Source organism: Burkholderia sp. BE17, assembly GCF_009362305.1.
In the GTDB taxonomy this organism is placed as follows: domain Bacteria; phylum Pseudomonadota; class Gammaproteobacteria; order Burkholderiales; family Burkholderiaceae; genus Burkholderia; species Burkholderia pyrrocinia_C.
This window is the reverse complement of sequence record NZ_WHNU01000053.1, coordinates 1-26,559: the sequence shown is the minus strand read 5'-3', so window position 1 is coordinate 26,559 and position 26,559 is coordinate 1. Positions and strand designations below refer to the sequence as shown.

Here is a 26,559-nt window from a genome sequence, read left to right as displayed (position 1 = left end):
AAGCGCAGCCCTTCGAGTCCCGCCGGAAGCCGCGCAGGCGGCTTCCTCCGATCTGCGGCCACGCGCCCGAGAACGGGCGCAACAACCGAACGCACAAACGAAAATGCCCGCACAAGGCGGGCACTTTCGTTTGTTTGGCGGAGCGGACGGGACTCGAACCCGCGACCCCCGGCGTGACAGGCCGGTATTCTAACCGACTGAACTACCGCTCCAGTCTTGCTGCTTGCCTGGCAGGCGTCGGTTGCTTCCTGCCGGCGCATCGTTTGTTCGAACGACGCCGAAATCTGGCGTCCCCTAGGGGATTCGAACCCCTGTACTCACCGTGAAAGGGTGATGTCCTAGGCCTCTAGACGAAGGGGACAACGTACTGCTTACATCCTTAATGCAAAAGCCCGTTCAAAAACGTTCTTTGAACGGGCTTCGTTCTGGCGGAGCGGACGGGGCTCGAACCCGCGACCCCCGGCGTGACAGGCCGGTATTCTAACCAACTGAACTACCGCTCCAGCTTTCTTCACCCCACTTGCAGGACATCGTTCACGTTCCTGCAAGCGTTGCGGCACTTCTTATGAAACGCCGCTGAATCTGGCGTCCCCTAGGGGATTCGAACCCCTGTACTCACCGTGAAAGGGTGATGTCCTAGGCCTCTAGACGAAGGGGACAACGTACTGCTTACATCTTTAATACAAAAGCCCGCTCAAAAACGTCTTGAACGGGCTTCGTTCTGGCGGAGCGGACGGGACTCGAACCCGCGACCCCCGGCGTGACAGGCCGGTATTCTAACCGACTGAACTACCGCTCCAACTTCCTTACCCAACCTGCAGGACGTCGGTTACGTTCCTGCAAGCCTCGCGACACTTCTACGAAACGCCGCTGAATCTGGCGTCCCCTAGGGGATTCGAACCCCTGTACTCACCGTGAAAGGGTGATGTCCTAGGCCTCTAGACGAAGGGGACATAATCTTTTCAGATCTGTCTGACTTTCGCTATTCACTTCTCATCAACAGCGAAGGCCGAAATTCTAACTGCTTTAGATCATTCTGTGAAGCATTTATTACTACCACTACTGCTTCGCAAACCAATCCAATTTGTTCTGTTGGTGGAGGTAAGCGGGATCGAACCGCTGACCTCTTGCATGCCATGCAAGCGCTCTCCCAGCTGAGCTATACCCCCTTGCAGAACAGAAATGAGATTATATGGACCGACTTTGAACTTGTAAATACCCTTTTTGCGATTCGAGCGAAATTTTTTGCGAAGCTACCGCGATCTCACGCGCGGACAGCTTCGCTCACGCACGAACCTCAGGCCAGCGCGGCCTCGATGCGCGACACCACGACGTCGCGACCGAACAGCACGAGCACCGCATCGATCGACGGCGTGTGCGTCGTACCAGCCACCAGCAGGCGCACCGGCATCGCGAGTTGCGGCATCTTCAGCTTGTGCGTGCCGAGCGTCGCCTTCAGCGCAGCGGACACCGCCTCCTTCGTCCAGTCGGCCGCCTTCAGCGCGACGACGAGATCGGCCAGCGCGGGCCGCACCGCATCGGTCACGTGCTGCGCGAGCGCATCGGCTTCCGGTGCCGGCACGCGGTAGAACATCGCGGCGCCTTCCGCGATCTCCTTGACCGTCGTCGCGCGATCCTTCATCAGGCCGACCACGGCGTCGAGCGCCGGGCCCGTCGCGATCACCGCGTCGTCGATGCCGAGCGCGTCGAGGAACGGCTTCGCGAGCGCGGCGAGGCGCGCGTTGTCGGCTTCCTTGATGTAATGCGCGTTCAGCCAGCTCAGCTTGCTGTGGTCGTACTGCGCGGGCGACTTGCCGAGATGCTCGAGATCGAACCATTCGACGAACTGCTCGCGCGAGAAGATCTCCGCGTCGCCGTGCGACCAGCCGAGGCGCGCGAGATAGTTGACGACCGCTTCGGGCAGGAAGCCCGCATCGCGATACGCCATCACGCTCATCGCGCCATGCCGCTTGCTCATCTTCTCGCCCTGCTCGTTCAGCACGGTCGGCAGGTGCGCATAGACGGGCGCCTCGCCGCCGAGCGCATTCAGGATGTTGATCTGGCGCGGCGTGTTGTTCACGTGGTCGTCGCCACGGATCACGTGCGTGATGCCCATGTCCATGTCGTCCACCACTACGCAGAAGTTGTAGATCGGCGTGCCGTCCGGGCGCGCGATCACGAGGTCGTCGAGCTCCTCGTTCGAGATCTCGACGCGCCCCTTCACGGCGTCGTCCCACACGACCGTGCCGGTCAGCGGATTGCGGAAGCGCAGCACGGGCTTCACGCCTGCCGGCGGCTCGGGCAGCACCTTGCCGGGCTCCGGACGCCACGTGCCGTCGTAGCGCGGCTTCAGGCCGGCCTCACGCTGGCGTTCGCGCAGCGCGTCGAGTTCCTCGGCCGACATGTAGCACGGGTACGCGAGGCCCTTCTCGAGCATCTGCGCGAGCACCTCGCGATAGCGGTCCATCCGCTGCATCTGGTAGATCGGGCCTTCATCGAAATCCAGGCCGAGCCACTGCATCCCCTCGAGGATCGCATCGACCGCTTCCTGCGACGAGCGCTCGACGTCGGTATCCTCGATGCGCAGCACGAACGTGCCGTTCATCTTGCGGGCGAACGCCCACGGATAGAGTGCGGAGCGGATGTTGCCGAGGTGGATGAAGCCGGTGGGACTCGGCGCGAAGCGGGTACGGACAGGACGGGTCATAAACGGTAACTCGAACGCCTGGGGCGCATGAATGATTCGACGCGGGATCGACGCGGCAGCCCGGACAGCAACGGGGCCGGCGACGCCCGGAACGGGAAAGAAGCCGGAATTATACTCGCGCCTGACATCGCGCCAAGCGCACCGCTTGCTTTATGATGTGCGCGCCGCGGCCGCCAACCGGCGCGGCGCCGGTCGCACGGAACCTGCCGCGCGGCCGCTCGGAACCTATCGCCGCCGCGGGCCGTGTAACCCGCCGCCAAGCCGCCGGAGAACCATTCGATGTCGTCCCCTCGCCTGTCGCGCCGCCACTTCACGATCGCGTGCGCGTCCGCCAGCCTCGCCGCCTGTACGTCATTCGGCGGCAAGTCCCGTCCCGACAACGGATCCAACCTCGCGCAGCCGAACGAGAAGCCCGTGAAGATCGGCATCGCGCTCGGCGGCGGCGCCGCGCGCGGCTTCTCGCACATCGGCGTGCTGAAGGCGCTCGAGGCGCGCGGCATCCCGATCGAGATCGTCGCGGGCACGAGCGCGGGCTCGGTGGTCGGCGCACTCTATGCGTCCGGCATGAGCGCGCTGCAGATCAACAAGATCGCGCTCGACATGGATCAGGCGGCGATCAGCGACTGGGCGCTGCCGTTCCGCTCGCGCGGCCTCTTGCAGGGTGTCGCACTGCAGAACTTCCTGAACAAGACGCTCAACAACCGGCCGATCGAGAAGATGGCGAAGCCGCTCGGCATCGTCGCGACGGATCTGCAGAGCGGCCAGCCGATCCTGTTCCAGCAAGGCAATGCGGGGCTCGCGGTGCGCGCGTCGTGCAGCGTGCCGTCGGTGTTCGAACCGGTGAAGATCGGCAACCGCGAATACGTCGACGGCGGCCTCGTGAGCCCGGTGCCCGCGTCGTACGCGCGCAAGATGGGCGCGAGCTTCGTGATCGCGGTCGACATCTCGGCCCGGCCGGACGGCGCGGCGACCAGCAACCCGATCGAGATGCTGCTGCAGACCTTCACGATCATGGGCCAGACGATCAAGACCTACGAGCTCGACAAATACGCGGACGTCGTGATCCGCCCGAACCTCGCGGCCATGGGCGGCAGCGACTTCAACCAGCGCAACGCGGCGATTCTCGCGGGCGAGGAAGCGGTCGCGCGCATCATGCCGGAACTGCAGCGCAAGCTCGCGACGGCGCGCGGCTTGGCCGCCGCCGCGTAAGAAGCACGCCATTCGCGGGACGGGACGGGGGACGGCACGCGCCGCCGCCCCGCTGCCGCCGGAACGACTTTCGCCTCGCTGCCTGCGCCGGCTCCAAAACAAAAAACCCTGCCACCTTTCGGTGACAGGGTTTTTTTCAATCCGGTCCAGCTGACCGGCGAACGTCAGTTGTTGCCGTTCGCCGAATCGTCGCCGATCGTCGCGCGCACGCGCTGGCGCAGATCTTCTGCCTTCATCGGGAACTCCGACTCGAGACGGCGCGCGCCGGTGAAACGCTTTTCCCAGTAGCCGCTGTCGAGATCGTCGACGCGAACGGTGCTGCCCGTCGACGGCGAATGCACGAACTTGTTGTCGCCGATATAGATGCCGACGTGCGAGAACGTGCGGCGCATCGTGTTGAAGAACACGAGGTCGCCCGGCTTGAGGTTACTCATGCTTACCTTCTCGCCGACCCGGCTCATCTCTTCCGCGCGACGCGGCAGCGACATGCCGAGCGTGTCCTGGAACACGTAGCGGACGAAGCCGCTGCAGTCGAGGCCCGAATCCGGCGAGTTGCCGCCCCAGCGATAGCGCACGCCGATCATGTTCAGCGCGCCGACGACGACGTCGCCTGCCTTGCCCGCCATGCCGGCGAGGAACGACTTCGCGCCGCCGCCCGACGGCTGCGCGCTGGTCTGCTGGGCGGAGGAACTCGACCCGATTTGAGTCGAATTCGTGACATTCTGGTTAAAACTGCTGACTTCGTCGGCGAACGCGCCGGGAGCTGCTGCGAACAGGGCGCCGATGAACAGCCCGGCGATGGTGCGCGCGCATGCCTGGGTCAGGGATCGATGCTGCATTGGTCGATGGAATGTGCTTAAAAATCAGCTGATTGGCGGAAAATTTCGGTCGATACTAGCCAGCGCGTAATCGTTTGTCAAAACAAATTAAAAAATACAATCGAGATGGTCAGACCATTGGACGCCTATCACGCTTTCCAGACCGCTTTCAACAGCTTTTGTGTGTAAGGATGTGACGGTCTGGTGAAGATGTCGGTCACGTCTCCCGACTCGACGACGGCGCCGTCCTGCATCACCGCGACGCGGTGCGCCATCGCGCCGATCACCTCGAGGTCGTGGCTGATGAATACATAGCCGAGGTTGTATTTCTGTTGCAAATTCGCGAGCAGTTTCAGCACCTGCTGCTGGATCGACACGTCGAGCGCGGAAGTCGGCTCGTCGAGGATCAGGATGCGCGGCTCCAGCACCAGCGCGCGTGCGATCGCGATCCGCTGGCGCTGCCCGCCCGAGAACTCGTGCGGGTAACGGTGCAGCACCGTGCGATCGAGGCCGACTTCGCGCAGCACCGCGAGCGACTTCGCGCGGCGCGCATCGGGTGTCATTTCCGGGCGATGCAGTTCGAGCCCCTCGCCGACGATCCGTTCGATCGTGTGACGCGGAGAAAGCGAACTGAACGGATCCTGAAAGACGACCTGCATGTTCGAGCGCAGCGCCGTCCGTTCGCGGCCGCGATAGGTCGACAGCGCGCGCCCCTGGAATTCGATCTCGCCGCCGGCCGTCTTCTGCAGCCCGAGCAGCGCCATCGCGAGCGTCGATTTCCCGGACCCCGATTCGCCGACGATGCCGAGCGTCTCGCCCTGCCGCACCGACACCGACACGTCCGCGACGGCCGTCACGGGCACCGTGCCGAACCAGCCGGCGAAGCCCGGCCGCTTGCGCGCGAACTGCACGCTCACATGGCGCGCGTCGAGCACGACGGGCGCGATCGGCATCACCGGCGCGACCGTGCGTTGCGGCCGGCTGTTCAGCAGCCGTTGTGTATACGGATGCTCGGGTTCCGCGAAGATCCGCTCGACCGGCCCGCTCTCGACGAGCCGGCCGTGCTCCATCACCGCGATGCGGTCGGCGAAGTGCCGCACCAGATTCAGGTCGTGCGTGATCAGCAGGATCGCCATCCCGCGCTTTTCCGCTTCCTCGCGCTGCAGTTCCAGCAGCAGGTCGACGATCTGCGCACGGATCGTCACGTCGAGCGCGGTGGTCGGCTCGTCGGCCAGCAACAGCCGCGGCCGGCACGCGAGCGCCATCGCGATCATCGCGCGCTGCCGCTGGCCGCCCGATAACTGGTGCGGGTAGCTGTCGACACGCTTGTCGGGTTCCGCGATGCCCGTACGCGCGAGCAGCGCGATCGCGCGCTTGCGCGCCTCGACGGCCGAGACGCCGTCGTGCAGCACGATCGTCTCGCCGATCTGCACGCCGATCGTATACAGCGGGTTGAGCGCCGTCATCGGCTCCTGGAAGATCATCGCGATGTCCGAGCCGCGCAGCCCGCGCATCTCGCGCTCGCTCTTGGCCGCAAGATCCTGCCCCGCGAAGCGGATCGCGCCGCTCACGTCGGCGTCGCTCAGCAGCCGCAGGATCGACAGCGCGGTCACGCTCTTGCCCGAACCCGACTCGCCGACGAGCGCGACGCGCTCGCCGCGGCCGATCGCAAGCGTCACGTCGTCCACCGCGACCGTGTCGCCGAAGCGCACATGCAGACGTTCGAGCGACAGCAGCGGCTCGTCGTGCGTCGATACGACCGTTTCGCTCATCGCTGGCCTCCCGCCGCGCGCACCGAATCGGCAATCCGCGTGTCGAGCGCGTTGCGCAGCGCGTCGCCCATGAAGGTCAGCAGCAGCAGCGTCGTGACCAGCACGCCGAACGTCGACAGCGAGATCCACCATGCGTCGAGGTTGCCCTTGCCCTGCGCGAGCAGCTCGCCGAGGCTCGGCGTCGGCGGCGGCACGCCGAGCCCGAGGAAATCGAGGCTCGTCAGCGCGAGGATCGCGCCGCTCATCCGGAACGGCAGGAACGTGATCACCGGCGTGAGACTGTTCGGCAGCACGTGGCGCCAGATGATCTGCCAGTTCGTGAGCCCCATCGCGCGCGCCGCGCGCACGTAGTCCTGCGTGCGGTTGCGCAGGAATTCCGCGCGCACGTAATCGGCCAGCCCGATCCAGCCGAACAGCGACAGCAGCACGATCAGCAACAGGAAGCTCGGCTCGAAGATCGACGCGAAGATGATCAGCAGGTACAGCTCGGGCAGCGAACTCCAGATCTCGATCAGCCGCTGCCCGACGATGTCGATGCGACCGCCGAAGAAGCCCTGGACGGCGCCGGCGGCGATCCCGAGCAGCGTGCCGATCACGGTCAGGATCAGCCCGAACTCGACCGACACGCGGAACCCGTACACGAGCCGCGCGAGCAGGTCGCGCCCCTGCGCATCGGTGCCGAGCCAATTCTGGCGCGACGGCGGCGCCGGGTTCGGCACGTTCGAGAAGTAGTTCAGCGTGTCGTAGTAATAGCGGTTCGGCGGGTAGACGACGAAGTTACCGGGCGCCTCGAGCCGCTTGCGGACATACGGATCGAGATAGTCGGCCGGCGTCGGGAAATCGCCGCCGAAGGTCGTCTCCGGGTACGCATGGAACAGCGGGAAATAATATTGACCGTCATAGCGCACGACGAGCGGCTTGTCGTTCGACCACAGCGGCGCCGCGAGGCTCGCGGCGAACGCGACGACGAAGATCACGAAGCTCCAGTAGCCGAGGCGCTGCTGCCGGAAGCGCTGCCATACACGGCGCGCGGGCGACGGCGACACACGCGCGCGCGCCACGTCGATGCGGGACGACACGACGGCCCGGTTCATCGCGCACCTCGCCCGGTGACGCCGGGCATGCAGACGGACGGTTTCATGTCAGCGCTCCAGGTTGTCGAATTGAATGCGCGGATCGACCCACACATAACAAAGGTCGGAAATCAGCTTGGTCGCGAGCCCGATCAGCGTGAACAGGTACAGCGTGCCGAGCACGACCGGGTAATCGCGCCGCACGACCGACTCGTACGACAGCAGCCCGAGGCCGTCGAGCGAGAACAGTGTCTCGATCAGCAGGCTGCCCGTGAAGAACGCGCCGATGAACGCGGCCGGGAAACCGACGATCAGCGGCAGCATCGCATTGCGGAACACGTGCTTCCATAGCACGCTGCGCTCGGAGAGCCCCTTCGCGCGCGCGGTCAGCACGTATTGCCGGCGGATCTGGTCGAGAAATGCATTCTTCGTGAGCATCGTGATGACCGCGAAGCTGCCGACGACCGACGCCGTGATCGGCAGCGCGATGTGCCACAGGTAGTCGAGCACCTTGCCGGCGAGCGACAGCTCGGCGAAGTTGTCCGACGTGAGCCCGCGCAGCGGAAAGAGCTGCCAGAACGAGCCGCCGCCGAACAGCACGAGCAGCAGCACGCCGAGCACGAAGCCCGGGATCGCATAACCGACGAGCACGACGAGGCTCGTCGCGACGTCGAACGGCGAACCGTTGCGCACGGCCTTCGCGATGCCGAGCGGCACCGATATGAGGTATGTGAGGAAGAACGTCCAGAGCCCGATGCTGATCGACACGGGCAGCTTCTGCACGATCAGCGACCACACGCTCTGGTGGCGGAAGTAGCTGTCGCCGAGATCGAAGCGCGCAAAGCGCTTCAGCATCAGCCAGTAGCGCTCGAGCGGCGGCTTGTCGAAACCGTACAGCGCCTTGAGCTGCGCGAGCTGCTGCGCGTCGACGCCGGTGTGCGCACGCATCCCGAACGGCACCGCGCCCTGCTCCGTCGCGCCCTTGCGCAGTTCCTGCACGGCCTGCTCGACCGGGCCGCCCGGCACGAACTGGATCACCGCGAACGTGAGGGTCAGCACGCCGACGAGCGTCGGGATCATCAGCAGCAGGCGTTTGAGGATGTAGCTCCACATAGGGCGTCGACTCGTGATCGGTAGGCTGGGTTGGACGAAGGGCCGGCGCGCGTCAGTGAGCGGGCTTCGCCCACCAGGTCGACACGACCCAGCCCTCGGCCGAATAGTACAGCGGCAGCGTCTGCGGATAGGCGAGCGTGCGCTTGTACGCGATCCGGTGCGTCGTGCTGTACCACTGCGGGACCGCGTAGTAGCCGTGCATCAGCACGCGGTCGAGCGCGTGCGTCGCGTCGAGCAGCTCGTCGCGCGTCTGCGCGGTGCCGAGCGCGTGCAGCAGCGCATCGACGGCCGGCGACTTCAGCCCGATGATGTTGTCGGAGCCCGGTTCGTCGGCGAACTTGCTGCCGTAGCGCGAGAACTGCTCGGCGCCCGGCACCTGCACGCCCGGCAAGCGGACCGTCGTCATGTCGTAGTCGAACGCATCGAGGCGCTTTTGCAGCAGCGCATAGTCGGCCGTGCGAAAGCGTGCGTCGATGCCGAGCTTTGCAAGATTGCGCTGGTACGCGGTCACGACGCCTTCCATCGCGCCGCCCGCATCGTCGAGGATCTCGAACGTGAACGGCTCGCCCTTCGCATTGCGCAGCGCGCCGTCGCGATAGGTCCACCCTGCTTGCGCGAGCAGCGCGCGCGCCTTCAGCAGGTTCGCGCGCAGCGAGCCCGGCGGGTCCGTGTCCGGCTGCGTGACCATCGGGCCGAACACCGCCGGGTCGAGCTGCGCGCGCAGCGGCTCCAGCAGCTTCAGCTCGCCTGCGCCCGGCGTGCCGGTCGCCTGCAGGTCGGTGTCGGCGAAATAGCTGTCGAGACGCGCGTAGGCGCTGTAGAACAGCTGCCGGTTCAGCCATTCGAAGTCGAATGCGAGATCGAGCGCCTGGCGCACGCGCGCGTCGCGAAACAGCGGCCGGCGCAGGTTCATGAAGAAGCCCTGCATGCCCGCGCCGTTGTGCTGGCGGAATTCGCGCTTGACGAGCTCGCCGCTGTCGAAACGCTTGCCGACGTCGCGTCGCACCCAGTTGCGCGCGATGTACTCGACGAGCACATCGTATTCGCCGGCCTTGAACGCCTCGAGCCTCGCGACGCCGTCGCCGTACAGCTTGTAGACGATTCGCTCGAAGTTGTGAGTGCCGACCCGCACCGGCAGGTCGCGCCCCCAGTAGTCAGGGTTGCGCCGGTAAGTGATCGTGCGACCGTTGTCGTAGTGCTCCATCAGGTACGGGCCGCTGCCGATCGGCCGCTCGAACGCGAGCTGGTCGAACGGGATGCGCGAGCCGTCCGCGCGCAATCCCCACTTGCGCGAGAACACGGGCACGCCGCCGGCGATCAGCGGCAGTTCGCGATTCGCGCTGCGGAACTCGAAGCGCACGGTGGCCGGATCCACGACCACGGCCTTCGCGATCTCAGCGAAATACGCGCCGAACTGCGGCGCGGCCAGCTTGCTCTTCAGCGTGTCGAACGAAAACTTGACGTCGTCGGCCGTAACGACGTCGCCGTTCGAGAAGCGTGCGCGAGGATTCAGGTGGAACGTGACGGAGCGGCGATCGGGCGCGATGTCGATATCGTCGGCAAGCAGCCCGTACGCCGACGCCGGTTCGTCCGAGCTGCCCGTCGCCAGGCTCTCGAACAGCATGTCGATGCCCGGCGCGGGGTTGCCGCGCATCGTGAACGGATTGAACTTGTCGAACGACGTCAGCCGGTTCGGGTTCGCGAGCACGAGCGTGCCGCCCTTCGGCGCATTGGGGTTGACGTAGTCGAAATGCTTGAAGCCTGGCGGATACTTCGGCTCGCCGTACTGCGCGATGGCGTAGGCCGCGTGCGCGGCCGTCGCGGCCAGCGCCGCCTGCATCGCAAACACCGCGGCAACGCGGCCGGCGGCCCGTGCGGCACGCAGCGCGGCGAAGCGGACGCGCGCGGTGGCGGCCCGGGGCGAACCCTTCGTCATAGAGGCCCTGTCGGTCGAATGAGGGTAGTAACGTGTGACGATTCTACCCATTCAATCCTTCGAGCCCAAAGAAAACCGCCACGCGGGCGGTTTCTTCACGAACGGACAGCGCGCCCGCGTCACGCGGGCGCAGCGTGTCGATCAGCGCCAGCCGTTGTGGCGGCCATGATCCCAGTGACCACGATCGCGGTCGCCACCCCAGCCGCGGCCATGGTGGCGATACCACTCGTCGCGGCCCCAGTAGCGGCGGCCGTCCCAGTAGCGATCGCCGTGCCAGCCGAGCACGATCGCCGGCGCCGGCGCATAGACGGGCGCAGGTGCATACACGGGCGCCGGCTGATAGATGACCGGCGGCGGCGGCGCATACACGGGCGCGGGCGCGACGTAAACCGGTGCCGGCACGCCGACGTTGATCCCGACATTGACTCCCGCCATTGCTGCGCCCGACACGAGCAAGGCCGTCATACCGGTCAAGAGCGAGGCAACACGCAAGGTCTTCATGGATTCCTCTTCTGGTTGTGTCATGTGTGATTCGACTATAGCGGCAAGCACCTTCCCCGCATATTTCAAGTTTGTAAGAACTGATGCGCGGCATCGCAACGGGAAGCGTGCGCTAACGTCTTGTAACAATCGACGCCTGCCCGGGCCCGCCCTCGTCCAGCCGGCTGCCGAACCCCGTCCGGCTCGCGCTTGTGCGCCCCGGCGCGTCCATCGTCGTCTCGCCATTGAGCGTCTTGCGCGGCGCGGCTGCAACAAAGCAAAAAGGCGGCACTTGCGTGCCGCCTTTTCTTCATCAACGCGCGCGGATATCGAACCCGGCGCCGCGCCGCCGCTCAGCGCGACATCATGTTCATGCTGACGTTGTGCATCACCCACAGCGTGCCGACGATCAGGATCGCCGCGGTCAGCACCGTGTAGCTGAATGCCATCACGTTCCAGCGCTGGCCCGACGAACCGTTCATGTGCAGGAAGTACACGAGGTGCACGACGATCTGCACGAACGCGAGCACGGCGAGCGCGATCAGCGACGCATGCGGCGACAGCACGCCGCCCATCACGAGGCCGAACGACGCGGCCGTGAGCAGCACCGACAGGACGAAGCCGGCGACGTAGCCGCCGACACTGCCGTGCCCTTCTTCGAGTTGAGACGAATGCGAATGGGCCATTTAGATCACGCTCGCGAGATAGACAAAGGAAAACACGCAGATCCACACGATGTCGAGGAAGTGCCAGAAGAGGCTCAGGCACGTCAGGCGCCGCAGGTCGCGATCGGTCAGGTCGCCGCCGCGGAACACGATCTGCCCTGGGAGCACGATCATCCACAGCAGGCCGGCCGTCACGTGCAGCCCGTGCGTGCCCACCAGCGTGAAGAACGCCGACAGGAACGCGCTGCGCTGCGGGCCGGCGCCCTCCGCGATCAGGTGCGAGAACTCGCGCAACTCCATCGCGAGAAACGCCGCGCCGAGCACGAACGTCACCGCCAGCCACGCGAGCAGCGCACCGCGCCTCTGCTTGTACGCGGCGAGCATCGCGAACCCGTACGTGATGCTCGACAGCAGCAGCGCGGCGGTTTCCACCGCGACGCCCGGAATGTCGAACAGGTCTTTCGCGGTCGGCCCGCCCGCATACTGTTGACCAAGCACCGCGAACGTCGCGAACAGCGCCGCGAAGATCACGCAGTCGGTCATCAGGTACAGCCAGAAACCGAACACCGAATGCGACGGCGGATGGTCGTCGTGCTCAAGCAGGGTTGCGCTCAAGGTTTTCTGCAACATCAGTTGGCCTCCAGTTCCACATCGTCGACACGCGCAGGCACGCGCTTGGTCGGCTGCTTGTCTTCGATCTTCCGCACCGTCGACGCGGGGATGTAATAGCCGTCGTTATCGCGCGAGCTGTAGATCACCAGCGTCGCGACGATCCCGACGAGCCCGGCGATCGCGAGCCACCAGATGTGCCACACCAGCGCGAAGCCGAGCACCAGGCTGAAAATCGCGACCACGAGGCCCGCGCAGGTATTCGACGGCATGTGAATGTCGCGGATCGACGCCGGGTTCGGCCGGCCTTCGCCGCGCGTCTTCATGTCCGCATACGCGTCGAGCGTGCGCACCTGCGGGATCACCGCGAAGTTGTAGTCGGCCGGCGGCGACGAGGTCGCCCACTCCAGCGTGCGGCCGCCCCACGGGTCGCCCGTCGTGTCGCGGTACTCGGGCAGGTTGCGGTTGCGGATGCTGACCACCAGTTGCAGCAGCTGGCACGCAATGCCGATCGCGATCAGCACGGCGCCGAACGCGGCGACCAGCAGCCACGGATGCCAGGCCGGGTTGTCGTAGTGGTTGAGCCGGCGCGTCATGCCCATGAAGCCGAGCACGTAGAGCGGCACGAACGCGACGTAGAAGCCGACCTGCCAGAACCAGAACGCCGCCTTGCCGAGCTTCTCGTTCAGCTTGAAGCCGAACGCCTTGGGGAACCAGTAGTTGAAGCCCGCGAGATAGCCGAACAGCACGCCGCCGATGATCACGTTATGGAAGTGCGCGATCAGGAACAGGCTATTGTGCAGCACGAAGTCCGCGCCGGGAATCGCCATCATCACGCCGGTCATGCCGCCGAGCGTGAACGTGACCATGAAGCCGATCGTCCACAGCACGGGCGTCGTGAATTCGATCCGGCCGCGATACATCGTAAACAGCCAGTTGAACACCTTCACGCCGGTCGGGATCGCGATGATCATGGTCATGATGCCGAAGAACGCGTTCACGTTCGCACCCGAGCCCATCGTGAAGAAGTGATGCAGCCACACGAGGAACGACAGCACCATGATCGCGCAGGTCGCGTACACCATCGTCTTGTAGCCGAACAACGGCTTCTTCGCGAACGTCGCAATGACTTCCGAGAAGATGCCGAACGCCGGCAGGATCAGGATGTACACCTCCGGGTGGCCCCACGCCCAGATCAGGTTCAGGTACAGCATCGCGTTGCCGCCGGCTTCGTTCGTGAAGAAGTGCATGCCGAGGTAACGGTCGAGGCCGAGTAGCGCGAGCGTCGCGGTCAGGATCGGGAACGACGCCATGATCAGCACGTTCGTGCAGAGCGCAGTCCACGTGAACACCGGCATCTTCAGCAGCGTCATGCCCGGCGCGCGCATCTTGATGATCGTCACGAAGAAGTTCACGCCGGTCAGCAGCGTGCCGACGCCCGAGATCTGCAGCGCCCACAGGTAGTAGTCGACCCCCACCCCCGGGCTGAACTGCAGCTCCGACAGCGGCGGGTATGCGAGCCAGCCCGTCTGCGCGAATTCGCCGATCACGAGCGAGATGTTGATCAGGATCGCGCTGACGGCCGTCATCCAGAAGCTCAGCGAGTTGATGAACGGGAATGCGACGTCGCGCGCGCCGATCTGCAGCGGCACGATCAGGTTCATCAGGCCGACCATGAACACCATCGCCATGAAGAAGATCATGATCACGCCGTGTGCCGTGAAGATCTGGTCATAGTGATGCGGCGGCAGGTAGCCGGGCGCGTTGTACGCGAGCGCGAGCTGCATGCGCATCATGATCGCGTCCGCGAAGCCGCGCAGCAGCATGATCAGCGCGACGATGATGTACATCACGCCGAGTTTCTTGTGGTCGACTGTCGTCAGCCATTCCGTCCACAGCCATTTCCACCGGCCGGTGATCGTCAGCGCGGCGAGAATGCCCAGCACGGCCAGCCCCATGAAGGCGCCTGCCACCATGATGATGGGCTGATCGAACGGGATTGCCGATAGTGTGAGTTTGCCGAACATGCGTTACCCCTTCGTGCCGCAGGCGGCGTCCTTCAGGTCGAGGACGTGGCCATCGTTGTATTTCGCGATGATGTTGTGGAAGAGCCGCGGATCGACCGACGAGAAGTAGCGCACGGGCGCCTTCTCGCTCGGCTGTGCGACGGTTCCGTACACGGTCGCGTCGAGCCGGTCCGGCGACGCCTTCACCTTCTGCACCCATGCGTCGAACTGTTCGCGCGGCTCGGCGAGCGTGCGGAACTTCATGTCGGAGAAACCGCGGCCGCTGAAGTTGGCGGACGTGCCCGCGTAGTTGCCGGGCTCGTCGGCGATCAGGTGCAGGCGCGTCTGCATGCCGGCCATCGCGTAGACCTGGCCGCCGAGCTGCGGGATGAAGAACGAGTTCATCACCGAATCCGACGTGATGCGGAAGTTCACCGGCGTGCCCACCGGAATCGCGAGCTGGTTCACCGACGCGATGCCGAGTTCCGGATAGATGAACAGCCACTTCCAGTCGAGCGCGACGACCTCGACGTCGATCGGCTTCACCGACGACTCGAGCGGCTTGTACGGGTCGAGCTCGTGCGTGGTCTTCCACGTGAGCACGCCGAGGAACAGGATGATCAGCGTCGGCACCGTCCAGATCACGACTTCGACCGCGGTCGAGTGCGACCAGTTCGGCGCGTACGTTGCGTTGCGATTCGATGCGCGGTAACGCCACGCGAACCACAGCGTGAGCAGGATCACCGGCACGACGACGATCAGCATCGCCCAGGTGGACGTCGCGATCAGCGCCTTTTCGGCTGCACCTACGCTTCCTTTCGGATTTAGTACATCTAAATTACAGCCTGACAGGCTCAGTGCCGCGCCGATTGACATCAGCGCCGACCAGCCTCTTGAAGCTCTTGTTTTCATCACACAGCCCGAGGGTCATTGAATCCGTTTGCGTATGCCCGATGCGCATTCGATTCACGAAAGTGGCCGAATCATACGTCGCGCGGGTGCGATGAAAAACCGGTGGATGCGGCAAATCATCATTGCAAAATCTGCCGTGAGACACATTGTCGCGGGGCAATTTCACGCACCCGGAAGCGGGCCCGGCGCCGCATGCGCCGGACCGCGATAGATGTGTGCGCAACGACCGCATCGCCGTGCGATACGCCCCGCCCTCGCGGCGTGCCTCGATCAGCCGTGCGTCGCTGCCATGAACGACGGCTGCGCGTGCGCGGGGCCGTCCCACGCCGGCACCTTCGAATGGCTGGCTTCGTCGATCAGCTTGCCGACGGTCGGATCGATCGCGTCGGTGAACGGTTTCGGATCGATGCCGATCGCCAGCACGATCAACGCGAGCGACGCGAACATCGCGATCTCGCGACGGTTCAGGTCGGCGAGCTTCGCGATCCGCTGGCTCGCGACCTTGCCGAACACGACGCGCTTGAGCATCCACAGCGTGTACGACGCGCTGAGGATCAGCGTCAGCGCCGCGATTGCGCCGATCCAGAAGTTGAAACGGATCGCGCCCATGATGACCATGAACTCGCCGACGAACCCCGACGTGCCCGGCAGGCCGACGTTGGCCATCGCGAACAGCAGCGTGAAGGCCGCGAAACGCGGCATCACGCCCGCCACACCGCCGTACGCGGCGATCTCGCGCTGCTTCGTGCGATCGACGAGCACGTTCACGCACAGCAGCATCGCGCCCGCGACGAAGCCGTACGACACGAGCTGCACGATCGCGCCTTCGACGCCGATCCGGTTGAACAGGAACAGCCCGAGCGTGACGATGCCCATGTGCGCGACCGTCGAGTACGCGAGCAGCTTGCCGAGATCGGTCTGCGCGAGCGCGATCAGGCTCGCATAGACGATCGCGAACAGCGACAGCGCGATCACGGCCGGTGCGAAGAAGTGGCTCGCGTCGGGCGTGATCGGCAGCGCGAAGCGCAGGAACCCGTAGCCGCCGAGCTTGAGCATCGCGAGCATCAGCGCGGCGCCCGTCGGCCCATCCGTGTACACGTCGCTCAGCCACGTGTGGACCGGCCACATCGGCACCTTGACCGCGAACGCGGCGAAGAAGCCGAGGAACACCAGCAACTGCGGTGCGAAACCGAGCTGCAGCGTGCGCCACACGGCCATGTCGAACGTATGCGACTGCGCGTACAGGTACAGCATCGCCATCAGCAGCAACAGCGAGCCGGCGAACGAGATGAAGAAGAACTTCACGGCTGCGTACACGCGGCGCTCGCGCCCCCACGTGCCGATCAGCAGGTAAAGCGGGATCAGCGTCGCCTCGAAGAAGATGAAGAACAGCAGCCCGTCCTGTGCGACGAACACGCCGACCATCAGCCCCGACAGGATCAGGAACGACGCGTAGTACTGCGCGACGCGCACCGTGACCGACTCCCACGACGCGACCACCACCACGAGTGTCGTGAATGCGGTCAGCACGACGAGCCACAGCGACGCGCCGTCGATGCCGACCCGCCATCCCGAATTGAACGCCGCCAGCCAGTTACGGCTTTCGACGAACTGCATCGCGGCCGAATGCGCATCGAAACCGGCAACCAGCGGGACGACGGCGACCAGCCCCGCCAGCGCGCCAGCGAGCGCGATCAGTCGCGTCCGGCGTGGATGACGGTCGGAACCGGCGCGCAGCAGGCACGCGCCAAACAGGATCGGAACCCAGATGGCCAGGCTCAGGAAGGGGAAATAATGCATGTCAACAAGGCCTTGATGAGGTCGCGCACTGCGTCGGGGACAGGCGATACGAAAGGAACGAAATCGAATAGACAGATAGATTTCGTGAATCGCCAATGTTGGCAAAATGTAAAGCGGTATCACGTGAAAACTTGACGCCGCTCAAGCGCAATCGGGTTAACCAGCATAAGGCGATCGATTATTTTTTGCAGCGCAGCAGCGCGTCGATTTTCTGCGCAGGCGCAGAATGCTGATTTTTATGAGTAATTTTTCGTATTGCGCGTTGGGGGATGTCGTGAAAATCGACGCAGCGCCGCAATTTTGACGCCGATGCATCATTTCCGAGCGCTGGAGCACGATGGTTGGAACCGTGCCGGAGTGCGATCGCGCGGTGCCTCCGGCCTTACACCGATGCTTTCATTTTTATTTCGATTGATCGTGCTCGATGCAGGTCGGGCAAATGGCCGCTCCACCCTTCGGCGTCGCGGCAGGCACCGCGTCGATCATGTGCCCGGCCACGCTAGCGCCGATGACTCAGACGATCCCATACGCGCATCGTCACCGCGCGATAGTGGTTGTGTTGTGCGGGAAAATGGACGAAGCGGCTGTCGCGCGTGGCATAGACCGGCGATGACGCGAGCGTCATCGCATCGACGATATGGTGCGCATCGATCATGCGACTTGCGGCGGGCAGCGCCGACTTCGACGACTGCGTCGTGACGATCGCATCGTAAACCGTATGCGACATCCGGCAGCGCGTGCAGGTCGAACACGACGGAGAACGGGTCGAGCACCAGCAGCAATGCGCCCGGCTCCATCGCGACGAGCTGCGCGACGATCGCGTGGTACTTGTGCAGGACCTGCCGGCGCTCGCCATACACGTGCATGCCGTCGACCGTCGACCGTCGCATGCCGGTAGCCGTGCAGCCGCGCGTAACGCTCGTGGTTGTCGACAAGTCCGTCGGCAGGTCGATGAGAGAGGACTGTCAGAACGAAATGCGGGCTGGCCAGGAGCGTCACCTTGAGTCGCGCCAATCGATACGCGATATGTAGCGCGTTACCGCCGCTCAAGTCGAGCACGCATTGCCTGACTGGCTGCCTCGGCCAATTCCGCCTGCGGATGAAATCCGGCTGCATCGCGTGTGTTGTGCGTGGATGCAGCGGAAAAAGAAAAAGCCCCGCAAGTCCAAGAACTTGCGGGGCTTTGTCACCGCTTTTGGCGGAGACGGAGACCGCCAAAACCGCATGCAACGCCATCCAACCCAACCCAACTATTCTTTTAATTTTCAATATATTGCGCCGTCCAACGATCCAATTTACCCTATCGCCATCCAACCCCATCCAGCGCTTGCTGATGGGCTAAATGATGGGCCAAAAGAACGATGCTAACCGACAAACAAGCAAAAGCAATGAAGCCGGGCGACAAGCCGGTTTTTGATGGAAAGGTGACGGGACTGTTGCTGACACCGTCCAAATCTGGCTGCAAATGGACCTTGCGCTTCACTAGTCCGATCACCGGCAAGCGGCGAGACGCCGGTCTCGGCACGTATCCTGAAACGCCAATTGCCGAAGCTCGCGAAAAGGCGCTCGCCATGCGCAAGCTCATCGACAGCGGCGAAGATCCGATCGACCAGCGCAACCGGGAACGCGAAGCGGCCACGGTCGCGGCAGCCGCGCTCACGTTCGAGAAAGCATCTCGAAAGGTTCATGAAGAACTCAAGCCAGGCTGGAAGAACGAGAAACATGCCGCGCAATGGATCAGCACGCTCGAAACCTACGTCTTTCCCAAACTGGGGAACCGCAAGCTTGACGCAATCTCCCCCGGAGACTGCGCAGACGTGCTTCGCCCAATCTGGTTGACGAAGGCGGAAACAGCCAGCCGTACCCGGCAACGAATGCACGCAGTAATGCAGTGGGCGTGGGCGCACGGTCACATCACGGCAAACCCTATTAGCGTCGTGGACCACCTCCTCCCCAAACAGTCCAGCAAACCGGAGCACCAGCCTGCGATGCCATGGCAGCAAGTGCCCAAATTCATCTCCGCTCATCTTGTCGACTACAAGCCCGGCGACAGCACGCGTGCCGCATTGCTATTCCTGATCCTGACGGCGACTCGCAGTGGAGAAGTCCGCGGTGCGATTTGGGATGAGTTCGATTTGTATGCGGGTATCTGGAACATTCCGGCTGCCCGCATGAAGTCCAAAGAACCGCATCGGGTTCCGCTGTCGAAACACGCCCTGCTGCTCGTCAAAGCCATCAAGGAACGTCAGGTGCACGACACCCTCGTTTTTCCGTCTCCTCGGGAAAAGGTGTTGAGCGACATGACGCTGACTGCGCTTCTCCGTCGTGTCAAAGCCGAAAGCGACACGCCTGAGCGCTTTGCCACTGCTCATGGTTTCCGTTCCAGCTTTCGGGATTGGGCGAGCGAGCACGGTTACGCACGCGACCTCGCCGAGCGCGCGCTCGCTCATACCGTTGCGAACAAGGTCGAAGCTGCGTACCACCGAACAGATCTGCTAGAACAGCGACGTCCACTCATGGAAGCGTGGGCGCAGCACGTCTATTCCAGCTGACATCAACTTGCCAAATGGAAGGAGATAAAGGGTTACAGGCAGGGTGGGCCCGCAACCCTTTGCGTTTCTCAGATTAAGCATCTAGTAGCCCTATCTCAACGCATGTCCAACGCCCTGGCGTAGGCGCTGGCACCTGAAGAACCTCACATGCTCTCCGAATGTCGGTGCCAAGAATTCCCTATATTTCACGGACACACACGATCGGCGCGATTCACACCTCGTCGAATAGTCGTTCGCGATCGCATAAAGTCCTGGCGTTAGGCATCGGCACCCGCGCTGTTCTCAGCAATTCGCATTTTCGTTCAATCATAGCCTGCGCTTCGGCTGCAAGACTCATAAAAACCCGGGTGTAACAAACCCCATTAATTACGAAAACCTTTCATTTATTTGGCTTGCATGTTGCGAAAAAATCGACTGCCCGCGAGCGCAATTTGTTGTTGACGAGCACCTAATTCTGGGCGCACTGTTTTTAACCTCACCGTCGTGCCCGCTCGGCGCGATGCCGAGAAAAACAAAATGATTGCGGGGACGATGTTGAGAGAGCATCAAGCCAGACGGGAGCACCTTACGATATATCTCGTCAAGGACGCAAAACTGCCTGATGAGCAGATCGTTAAGATCGACCGGGCGAAGTCACCCTACGATCTAAAAATCAGCGAGGGAGTCGCTCGCCTTTACGCCAAGAAGAGCTCGCGCCCGAAATTGCCCGACTGGGCTCCATTTCTCGTTCTCAACCAAGACGTGCCGCCCGACCTTTTCGAAGGTACACGTTCCGAGGGGGCCGTCCTGCTAGTCCAGCACGCCGGCGCGCTTTTCGCGCTGTCGTTCGGGATGGGACACCACCTCATAAACCTGGATTTGGTCGAGCGCGACTTCGGATTGCGCGTAACGCTCAATTCGATCGATCCACTAAAACTCCGCAGCCTCGACAAAGCGAGCCACGAAGTAAATCCGTTACACGTACGGAGCCAGAGCGCACGAGACGCCGACATATTCGATTTGAACATCGACCCGGAACTCGACATGGTCCATGCAGTCACCGGAACATCAGAGGTCGCAGTTTTCGGCGAACACATCAGCGGCCGCGACGCGTTGACAATCAATCCGCCGGCGACCCTAGACGACCTTCCAAAGATATTAGCCGAGGCGCTCACCCGCCGGAACAGGCCTTTGCCCGAGCGATTCGCCTGGATCGACAATGTCCATCGAGTCCGCGATTCGACGATGATCGAATGTCTTGACGACGCGCTCACCGACGCCTTGCGATCAGATCCCAGGCCGGAAAATCTCTGGCTTGGGGAGCCGGAGATCGTGGACTGGGAAATGCAGACCGGCTACTCGTTCGACCAGCGGTCAAGGACGGCGCGCCACCGTACGCTGCAAGTCGACCAGTTACTCGAATACATCGCCGAGCAAGGAGAAAAGCCAAGCGCGGCGCTACTGCGGTCCATCTCGGTACACGTGAATGACGCGAATTATCAATCGATCAAGAGCTGGACCGCCTATCGGTGCCTCTATGCGGAACTTCCGATGGGTAAGGAAACGTTCATTCTGCGCAATGGGCTGTGGTACGAAGTCAGCAGGAAGTTTGCCGACGAAATCGACTCCTACTTTAAGCGCCTCGATGCCGAGCCAGTGAAGATGCCTGATTACCAACATGCCAATGAGGGTCTGTACAACGAGAGCGTAGCAAAAGAGAATGCTGGATATGAACTGCTAGACAAGAAAAATATCTCGTTCGGCAACGCCTACGACAAGATCGAATTTTGCGATCTCGTGCACGATGGTCGCGACCTGATCCACGTGAAGTTGTATCGGAGTTCTGCAACACTCAGCCACCTCTTCGCTCAGGGGAGCGTCTCAGCGGAGACGTTCATGCGACACGAACAGTTTCGGGTCAAGCTCAACGAAAAGCTCCCTGCCACGATTAAGCTCCACGACCCTCTCGCCCGTCCAAAGGCGGAGAACTATCGGATCGTCTACGCCATCGCAACCACGAAGGAGCTTCCGAAGGACTTGCCGTTCTTTTCAAAAATCACCCTCAAAAACGCAATCATTGGCTTGAACGGGCTTGGCTTTCAAGTCGCGCTCGCGCGCATCGACATCGATCCTGACTTCCTGAAAACCGCAAACTACAAGCCTGCCCGCAATGCGGTGGGATCGGCGAACTCCGCAGTACCGCGACGAAGCACCACGCGGCGAGGGGGCACTCAAGCGCCACCCACGCCCCCGCCTGCCGCATGAATTTCGCCACGGGCCGCCCTCAAGGTGGACATCGAACGTCTGCGGCAAGCGATGAGGCCTTCCTTCCGTCGCATCGATGCGCGGCATGGGCTACGGCAGCACGCGGTGCCCATAATTCTCGGCATCGTCAGAAAACCCTGGCGACGGTTATAGGTTCTTGAGCTTCCCCTGGAATTTCGCCTTCCAGCAAGTCGCATATAAACTCGACCCAAAGCAAGGAAGGAAGATATGTTCGAAGAATACGGCCACATAAATGCGCGCCTCTGGAAGGCGAAAAATCGAGAGAACCCTACCTACATGACGCTCGTATGACTAGTCAGCCCATCGTCTTAGATTCGCTCCAACTCAAACGGATCGAAGCGGTCCACCGAGGATTTCTCTATCAGCACCTCTACGCAGCCGGCTGTCTGTTGTTAGCTTCGGGCTCTGGCTCCTCTGCTGTCATCGTCGAAGCCGACGAAGATATCGAAATTGTTCTTCCCGACCGACACATCTACGTGCAGGTGAAAACCCGCTCGGAACCGCTGACGGAAGGCGACATCACGGGGGCCATCCAACGATTTACGCAACTCCGGCAAGAACATGAGAACGGAAGCCGGACGGGCGGGGCGTCGTTCGTAATCGTTGCCAATGTTCAACCAGGCCCTAAGCTGGCCGGGCGTATTAAAAGTGAAAATTGGCCAGTTGATACAACGATCCATTGGCCAGGAAGTGCGCCAACGGATAGCACCCTCCCTTCGCCGTGGATTGACGTACCCGAGGGCCTCACGGCTTGCGCCACAATAGCAGCAGCGCTGCCGTTCGGCTCGCTTACTCCGGAAACCCTCGTTTGGAAATTGGCGGGACTGGCGATGGCAGCTGCGGCAGGGATGCCGCCGCGAGTCGACCATACTTTTCAGGCGAGGGAACTACCGGACCTCTTTGAACAACTGGCCATGCAGCTTCAGGATTTTCCGGCTCCGCCCCCTCACTATCGGTCGCAGGAGGCGGAGCCCATGCTTGCATCCGATGCGCGCGTGCGGGTCATCATGGGCTTTTCTGGTTCCGGAAAAACCATGTGGGCTGCGCAGACGGCGCTGCACAGCTCCGCCGCGCTCGCTTATTTCGACGTGGGCGACACACCCGGGCCCGCGGTTGCCACACCACTCGCTCGTGAACTCGCGGGGCGCTTCTTTGGCAAAAGTGGTGGGGCGCTCGGTCGAATTTTGCTGCCAGGCGCGTCCGGTGCCGAGATGCTGCGCGCTATCGGGCTTCGTCTTCAGGCGGATAAGATCGATGCGACTGTTGTCATTGACAATGCACATCGAATCCCGGCAGAAAGCCTACGTGCCCTCGTCCAGCAGATCCCGCAGGCGCATTTCATCTTGCTGGCGCAGCCCGGTGCAACCGTGCAAGAACTGCAAGCCACTCTTGCCATCACACCTGAGCCCTTGTCTGGCTGGACGACAGATACAATTGCTGCGGAGGCTGCAGTTCAAGGTTGCCGCGCGGACTACGCAACATGCGAGCGGCTGCACGTCTTGACCGCAGGGCTGCCGCTCTACGTACAGAACGCTGCACAGATCACCGCTACCCAATACGGTGGAGAACTCAAGCGCTTTTGCGACGACCTTGAAACGCAGACCCATGACACACCGACTGCGCAGGAGATTATTTTGGCGCGAGTGTTCGGCGGTCTGGCTCCCGAGAGCCGAGATACATTGGCGATTCTTTGCCTGGCGGACATTCCTCTGGAACGCGCTGAGGCTGAGAAATTCCTAGAACGAGCCATCAGCCTTGACCGGCGCGGGTTCGCCAGGGTAGTTCGAGCCCTTCGGCCTACCGGCGCAATTGAACTCTTTGGCGGCGACCGCCTAAAAGTCCACGACGCGATGCGGGTACTGGGGCGGGTACACCTTGACGGGCTCGGCCAACGAATCCAACGCGCAGCACAATCCGCGCTCAAAGATGTGCTCCTTGCCTCTATTTTGAGACAGAAGGATCTGGCCAAGCTCTCGCTGTATTTGCAGATTCTCGCGGATCTTGGTGACGTGAAAACACTCGTCGAATTCGCAACCGACGAAATTTTTCACGAGATGGGGTTGATCGAACAAATCTCCGGCATGCTCGAGAAGGCCGCCGCCTCGGACTCAATCGATCCGAAGCAGCGCTTCGCAGCACTCGACGGCTTGGCATTCGGTGACTTCAAACGGAAAGACATCCCAAAGGCGATGGAACGCCTCGCGGAGATGGAGCGTCTAATAAGCCAGCACGGTCTCGACGACGAGCACCGACTTACTGTAGCGATGAAAAACATGAATATCGCCGCGCGTCTCGGTGACGTGGGGCGAGTATTCGACGAAATCGAACGGGTGTCCAAGCTGATGCCGGAGAAGCCGGCACATGTCAGAGTCTTCCGGTACAACACAGCTCACGCTCTCTACAACCTCAAAGAGTACGACGCGTGTGCGCAGATTACGGAGAAGCTGATCGCCGAATATTACGATGTGCTGGGCCTCGAGCTCGGGAATGTAATGCTGCGCAATCCAGAAGAGATTTTTCCGCTGTTAAGGAAAGACGCTGACCACACCGATGATCTCAAGCACCTTGCCGACTGTCTTGATCTACAAGCACACGCTCTGAACAAGATGGATCGGCGCGCGCCGTTCGCCCGTATCCATGCGATGAAGTTCTATTCCATGGCTAACGCACTCGATTCGTTTGTGCGCGTCGGGCAAGACCTTGTCGATGAGTTTGTGGCCCGGAACGACTACATTGGAGCCCGAGAGGTTTTCGAGCGAAACTTACTTCCGACAGTGGTTGGACGAAAATTGGTCTCGCACATGGTCCCCGTGCGAAGCCAGTACGCCGTCGTGCTGGCATATTGCGGCGATCATGATCAAGCCGCCGCTGAGATGGCAAAGCTCGCGCCTTACGAGGCTGGGCTTAGTTTCGAGGGGCAAGCTGAACTCGCCAACCAGAGACGCCTAATCTCCAGACTACGCCAAGACGCGCCGCCTATGCAGTGGGCATTTCCAGCACCAGCACGGAAAATTGGACGCAACGAACGCTGTTACTGCGGTTCGGGGAAGAAGTTCAAACATTGCCACGGAAACCAGTCGTGACCGGGGTCGACGTGACTGATGCGCCCCGCCACTCGGCTATCGAACGGGCGCGTCTGCCGGAGAAGTTCCGCTCATACCTGTGCCGTTTTCTCCGTCAGTGAGCTGAGTCCGCATCTCGCACGAAAGAACATCGAACCGCTGCGGAATATCAGTCTGCCCGCTAGTCCCTGCGTCGACAAATGATTCTATATTCTCGGTCTGTGGGTTATTCTGATCAAGCAGCACGCGAGCATGATCCGGCCCAAGAAAAACTACCGAGAATCCCTTGGGGATATTCGTGCATTCGTACTTCGCGTCGAAGTCGAGCAAGTGTGCAAGTCGATATACCTTGGCCGGCCACGCATCATTTGAGAAGTCCTTGTTCACCCATTTCGCGTAGGACACTAGCACTACGGCCGATAGCAAGAGAAACGCGACCGACTGAATGGGCGGTCCGTTATATTTCTCTTCGCCTGAAAGTTTTAGCTTTACCCATCCGAAGAGGACCAGTGCGTGTATTGCTGCGAATACAGCAACAACCAGTAGAAGAGGATACGCGTACTCGAAGGCTAGCAGTCCGGCCACGATCGCCCTTGTGAAGGGCAAAGCCGAGGCATCTACCGGGAAGACTCCGTTGATCAACGAGGAGGCCTTGCCGGTGCTGAATACGACCAAGGCAGATACCGCAATTGAGGCCGTAAGCTTAGTAAAACCGTACGCCCATAACCGCGTGAAGAACGAACTACGTTCAATGGATACGCCCACGAAGACGGCCGCGAACCCAATCGCCCAAAGTCGTATCGCGAAAAGGTAGTCATCAAGCCATGATCCTTGGCGGCTCATTCCGACAAATATAAGTACGGAGGCCAATACTGCCAACGCACCCACTGCCCACGACTTGTCTCTTTCCTCTGCCTCTTTTTCGTACTCTCTCTGTCGTTTAGCGTCTCGGGCCTCTTTAAGGAGTTCCGCAACGTAATCCTTCAACGTTTCGGTCGGTCGACTATCGTTGTACCCTCGCTTGGAAAAGGAAAGCTCTTCATAAAGCGCCTCCAAATGTTGGCGAGGGTTGCGTGGCTTCTCGAATCGGTACTTCCGCTCAGTCATTTGATTCCCGGCTCTTTCTTGACATTCCCAACACACCCCGTCCGACGAGTGAGGTTTGCGTGACTCAGGATGCAGACCAAGCCACCGACGCGGGATTCAATTTCTTCTCTGCTGGTGTCAGCTGTAGCAAAGACGTCGCCACTCGGCTGATTAGGGTTATGTTACCTCTTCCACTACCGGAATCGGCGAGCGCCCGGTGCTCGACACGAACCGTTGCAATTGATCCCAAGCCGTAAGGTAACGATGCTTCGATACCGCAGCCAATTGGTCGTCGTGCACGGACCTATCCGTCATTTCGTGGGCGGGGCATATCATGAGGTATAAAAGTCATGGATATGCCGATGAAGAAGAAGAGGCAAACCGTAGCGCGTCAGGCAGCGGCCCGCGGGCCGCTGCCTGAGTTGCCCAAGGAACTGCTGGACCAGTTGGTCAAGGGGCCGATGACGCCGACCGAGGTTCAGGATCTGATGCTG

At 62.0% G+C, this 26,559-nt stretch carries 19 protein-coding genes, 7 tRNA genes and 1 pseudogene; 6 read left to right on the top strand and 21 right to left on the bottom strand.

Annotated features, from left to right (window positions below):
• Positions 1 to 135 precede the first annotated feature (135 nt).
• From GD429_RS34430 to gltX, 8 genes are all read right to left on the bottom strand, one after another.
• A tRNA-Asp gene (locus GD429_RS34430) sits at positions 136 to 212 on the bottom strand.
• A 73-nt stretch (positions 213 to 285) separates the two neighbouring features.
• Positions 286 to 361, bottom strand: a tRNA-Glu gene (locus GD429_RS34425).
• Between the two features lie 65 nt (positions 362 to 426).
• Positions 427 to 503 (bottom strand) — tRNA-Asp (locus GD429_RS34420).
• Positions 504 to 583: 80 nt separating this feature from the next.
• A tRNA-Glu gene (locus tag GD429_RS34415) sits at positions 584 to 659 on the bottom strand.
• Between the two features lie 63 nt (positions 660 to 722).
• A tRNA-Asp gene (locus GD429_RS34410) sits at positions 723 to 799 on the bottom strand.
• A 78-nt stretch (positions 800 to 877) separates the two neighbouring features.
• Positions 878 to 953 (bottom strand) — tRNA-Glu (locus GD429_RS34405).
• A 140-nt stretch (positions 954 to 1,093) separates the two neighbouring features.
• Positions 1,094 to 1,169: transfer RNA gene (locus GD429_RS34400), tRNA-Ala, on the bottom strand.
• A gap of 128 nt (positions 1,170 to 1,297) precedes the next feature.
• The gene (gene gltX, locus GD429_RS34395) at positions 1,298 to 2,707 is read right to left on the bottom strand and encodes a glutamate--tRNA ligase (RefSeq protein WP_152863918.1); all 1,410 of its coding nucleotides are present in this window, start codon (positions 2,705 to 2,707) and stop codon (positions 1,298 to 1,300) included.
• Positions 2,708 to 2,986: 279 nt separating this feature from the next.
• Between gltX and GD429_RS34390 the strand changes: the two genes are divergently transcribed.
• Entirely contained in the window at positions 2,987 to 3,916 is a 930-nt protein-coding gene (locus GD429_RS34390; protein WP_152863916.1) for a patatin-like phospholipase family protein, read from the top strand.
• 164 nt (positions 3,917 to 4,080) lie between these two features.
• On the opposite strand, the gene GD429_RS34385 is transcribed toward GD429_RS34390, so the two are convergent.
• From GD429_RS34385 to GD429_RS41405, 12 genes are all read right to left on the bottom strand, one after another.
• Entirely contained in the window at positions 4,081 to 4,755 is a 675-nt protein-coding gene (locus GD429_RS34385; RefSeq protein WP_152863914.1) for a C40 family peptidase, read from the bottom strand.
• A 128-nt stretch (positions 4,756 to 4,883) separates the two neighbouring features.
• Positions 4,884 to 6,506: an ABC transporter ATP-binding protein gene (locus GD429_RS34380; protein WP_152863912.1), complete on the bottom strand. Its 1,623-nt coding sequence runs from the start codon at positions 6,504 to 6,506 to the stop codon at positions 4,884 to 4,886.
• Positions 6,503 to 7,600 (bottom strand): ABC transporter permease, encoded by a 1,098-nt coding sequence (locus GD429_RS34375; RefSeq protein ID WP_152863910.1) that lies wholly within the window; start codon positions 7,598 to 7,600, stop codon positions 6,503 to 6,505. Before GD429_RS34375 ends, GD429_RS34380 begins: the two co-directional genes overlap by 4 nt.
• Positions 7,601 to 7,648: 48 nt before the next feature.
• A complete protein-coding gene (locus GD429_RS34370) occupies positions 7,649 to 8,692 on the bottom strand; it encodes a microcin C ABC transporter permease YejB (protein WP_152863908.1) in 1,044 nt (347 codons plus the stop codon).
• A gap of 52 nt (positions 8,693 to 8,744) precedes the next feature.
• Positions 8,745 to 10,628, bottom strand: coding sequence for an extracellular solute-binding protein (locus GD429_RS34365; RefSeq protein WP_152863906.1), 1,884 nt, complete (start codon positions 10,626 to 10,628; stop codon positions 8,745 to 8,747).
• 141 nt (positions 10,629 to 10,769) lie between these two features.
• Positions 10,770 to 11,129: a hypothetical protein gene (locus GD429_RS34360; RefSeq protein ID WP_152863904.1), complete on the bottom strand. Its 360-nt coding sequence runs from the start codon at positions 11,127 to 11,129 to the stop codon at positions 10,770 to 10,772.
• Positions 11,130 to 11,461: 332 nt separating this feature from the next.
• A complete protein-coding gene (gene cyoD, locus GD429_RS34355; RefSeq protein ID WP_059450405.1) occupies positions 11,462 to 11,794 on the bottom strand; it encodes a cytochrome o ubiquinol oxidase subunit IV in 333 nt (110 codons plus the stop codon).
• Entirely contained in the window at positions 11,795 to 12,403 is a 609-nt protein-coding gene (gene cyoC, locus GD429_RS34350) for a cytochrome o ubiquinol oxidase subunit III (RefSeq protein ID WP_152863902.1), read from the bottom strand.
• Entirely contained in the window at positions 12,403 to 14,409 is a 2,007-nt protein-coding gene (cyoB, locus tag GD429_RS34345; RefSeq protein WP_152863900.1) for a cytochrome o ubiquinol oxidase subunit I, read from the bottom strand. Before cyoB ends, cyoC begins: the two co-directional genes overlap by 1 nt.
• A gap of 3 nt (positions 14,410 to 14,412) precedes the next feature.
• A complete protein-coding gene (cyoA, locus tag GD429_RS34340; RefSeq protein WP_152863898.1) occupies positions 14,413 to 15,300 on the bottom strand; it encodes a ubiquinol oxidase subunit II in 888 nt (295 codons plus the stop codon).
• Between the two features lie 270 nt (positions 15,301 to 15,570).
• Positions 15,571 to 17,100, bottom strand: coding sequence for a complex I subunit 4 family protein (locus GD429_RS34335; RefSeq protein ID WP_152863896.1), 1,530 nt, complete (start codon positions 17,098 to 17,100; stop codon positions 15,571 to 15,573).
• 499 nt (positions 17,101 to 17,599) lie between these two features.
• The gene (locus tag GD429_RS41405) at positions 17,600 to 17,827 is read right to left on the bottom strand and encodes a hypothetical protein (protein ID WP_227791953.1); all 228 of its coding nucleotides are present in this window, start codon (positions 17,825 to 17,827) and stop codon (positions 17,600 to 17,602) included.
• 335 nt (positions 17,828 to 18,162) lie between these two features.
• Here GD429_RS41405 and GD429_RS40765 point away from each other — a divergent pair, with 335 nt between their 5' ends.
• The 4 genes from GD429_RS40765 to GD429_RS34315 all read left to right on the top strand — a co-directional run bounded on the left by GD429_RS40765 (position 18,163) and on the right by GD429_RS34315 (position 25,000).
• Positions 18,163 to 18,468 carry a hypothetical protein gene (locus GD429_RS40765; protein WP_193727276.1) on the top strand — a complete coding sequence of 102 codons (306 nt, stop codon included), beginning with the start codon at positions 18,163 to 18,165 and terminating at the stop codon, positions 18,466 to 18,468.
• On the top strand, positions 18,462 to 19,652 hold the full coding sequence (locus GD429_RS34325) for a tyrosine-type recombinase/integrase (protein ID WP_152863894.1): 1,191 nt from the start codon (positions 18,462 to 18,464) through the stop codon (positions 19,650 to 19,652). Before GD429_RS40765 ends, GD429_RS34325 begins: the two co-directional genes overlap by 7 nt.
• Positions 19,653 to 20,168: 516 nt before the next feature.
• Positions 20,169 to 21,896 (top strand): TIGR04141 family sporadically distributed protein, encoded by a 1,728-nt coding sequence (locus tag GD429_RS34320; protein WP_152863892.1) that lies wholly within the window; start codon positions 20,169 to 20,171, stop codon positions 21,894 to 21,896.
• Positions 21,897 to 22,204: 308 nt separating this feature from the next.
• On the top strand, positions 22,205 to 25,000 hold the full coding sequence (locus GD429_RS34315) for a dsDNA nuclease domain-containing protein (RefSeq protein WP_152863890.1): 2,796 nt from the start codon (positions 22,205 to 22,207) through the stop codon (positions 24,998 to 25,000).
• A gap of 36 nt (positions 25,001 to 25,036) precedes the next feature.
• Here the strand turns inward: GD429_RS34315 and GD429_RS34310 are convergent, their stop codons facing one another.
• The gene (locus GD429_RS34310) at positions 25,037 to 25,966 is read right to left on the bottom strand and encodes a hypothetical protein (protein WP_152863888.1); all 930 of its coding nucleotides are present in this window, start codon (positions 25,964 to 25,966) and stop codon (positions 25,037 to 25,039) included.
• 461 nt (positions 25,967 to 26,427) lie between these two features.
• Between GD429_RS34310 and GD429_RS34305 the strand changes: the two are divergent.
• Positions 26,428 to 26,559: pseudogene (locus GD429_RS34305) on the top strand (IS256 family transposase); the annotation flags it as partial.

Bases quoted from the DNA above. Each gene is read 5' to 3' on its own strand.
- gltX (WP_152863918.1), bottom strand. From the start codon at position 2,707: ATGACCCGTCCTGTCCGTACCCGCTTCGCGCCGAGTCCCACCGGCTTC.
- GD429_RS34390 (WP_152863916.1), top strand. From the start codon at position 2,987: ATGTCGTCCCCTCGCCTGTCGCGCCGCCACTTCACGATCGCGTGCGCG.
- GD429_RS34385 (WP_152863914.1), bottom strand. From the start codon at position 4,755: ATGCAGCATCGATCCCTGACCCAGGCATGCGCGCGCACCATCGCCGGG.
- GD429_RS34380 (WP_152863912.1), bottom strand. From the start codon at position 6,506: ATGAGCGAAACGGTCGTATCGACGCACGACGAGCCGCTGCTGTCGCTC.
- GD429_RS34375 (WP_152863910.1), bottom strand. From the start codon at position 7,600: ATGAACCGGGCCGTCGTGTCGTCCCGCATCGACGTGGCGCGCGCGCGT.
- GD429_RS34370 (WP_152863908.1), bottom strand. From the start codon at position 8,692: ATGTGGAGCTACATCCTCAAACGCCTGCTGCTGATGATCCCGACGCTC.
- GD429_RS34365 (WP_152863906.1), bottom strand. From the start codon at position 10,628: ATGACGAAGGGTTCGCCCCGGGCCGCCACCGCGCGCGTCCGCTTCGCC.
- GD429_RS34360 (WP_152863904.1), bottom strand. From the start codon at position 11,129: ATGAAGACCTTGCGTGTTGCCTCGCTCTTGACCGGTATGACGGCCTTG.
- cyoD (WP_059450405.1), bottom strand. From the start codon at position 11,794: ATGGCCCATTCGCATTCGTCTCAACTCGAAGAAGGGCACGGCAGTGTC.
- cyoC (WP_152863902.1), bottom strand. From the start codon at position 12,403: ATGTTGCAGAAAACCTTGAGCGCAACCCTGCTTGAGCACGACGACCAT.
- cyoB (WP_152863900.1), bottom strand. From the start codon at position 14,409: ATGTTCGGCAAACTCACACTATCGGCAATCCCGTTCGATCAGCCCATC.
- cyoA (WP_152863898.1), bottom strand. From the start codon at position 15,300: ATGAAAACAAGAGCTTCAAGAGGCTGGTCGGCGCTGATGTCAATCGGC.
- GD429_RS34335 (WP_152863896.1), bottom strand. From the start codon at position 17,100: ATGCATTATTTCCCCTTCCTGAGCCTGGCCATCTGGGTTCCGATCCTG.
- GD429_RS41405 (WP_227791953.1), bottom strand. From the start codon at position 17,827: ATGTCGCATACGGTTTACGATGCGATCGTCACGACGCAGTCGTCGAAG.
- GD429_RS34325 (WP_152863894.1), top strand. From the start codon at position 18,462: ATGCTAACCGACAAACAAGCAAAAGCAATGAAGCCGGGCGACAAGCCG.
- GD429_RS34320 (WP_152863892.1), top strand. From the start codon at position 20,169: ATGATTGCGGGGACGATGTTGAGAGAGCATCAAGCCAGACGGGAGCAC.
- GD429_RS34315 (WP_152863890.1), top strand. From the start codon at position 22,205: ATGACTAGTCAGCCCATCGTCTTAGATTCGCTCCAACTCAAACGGATC.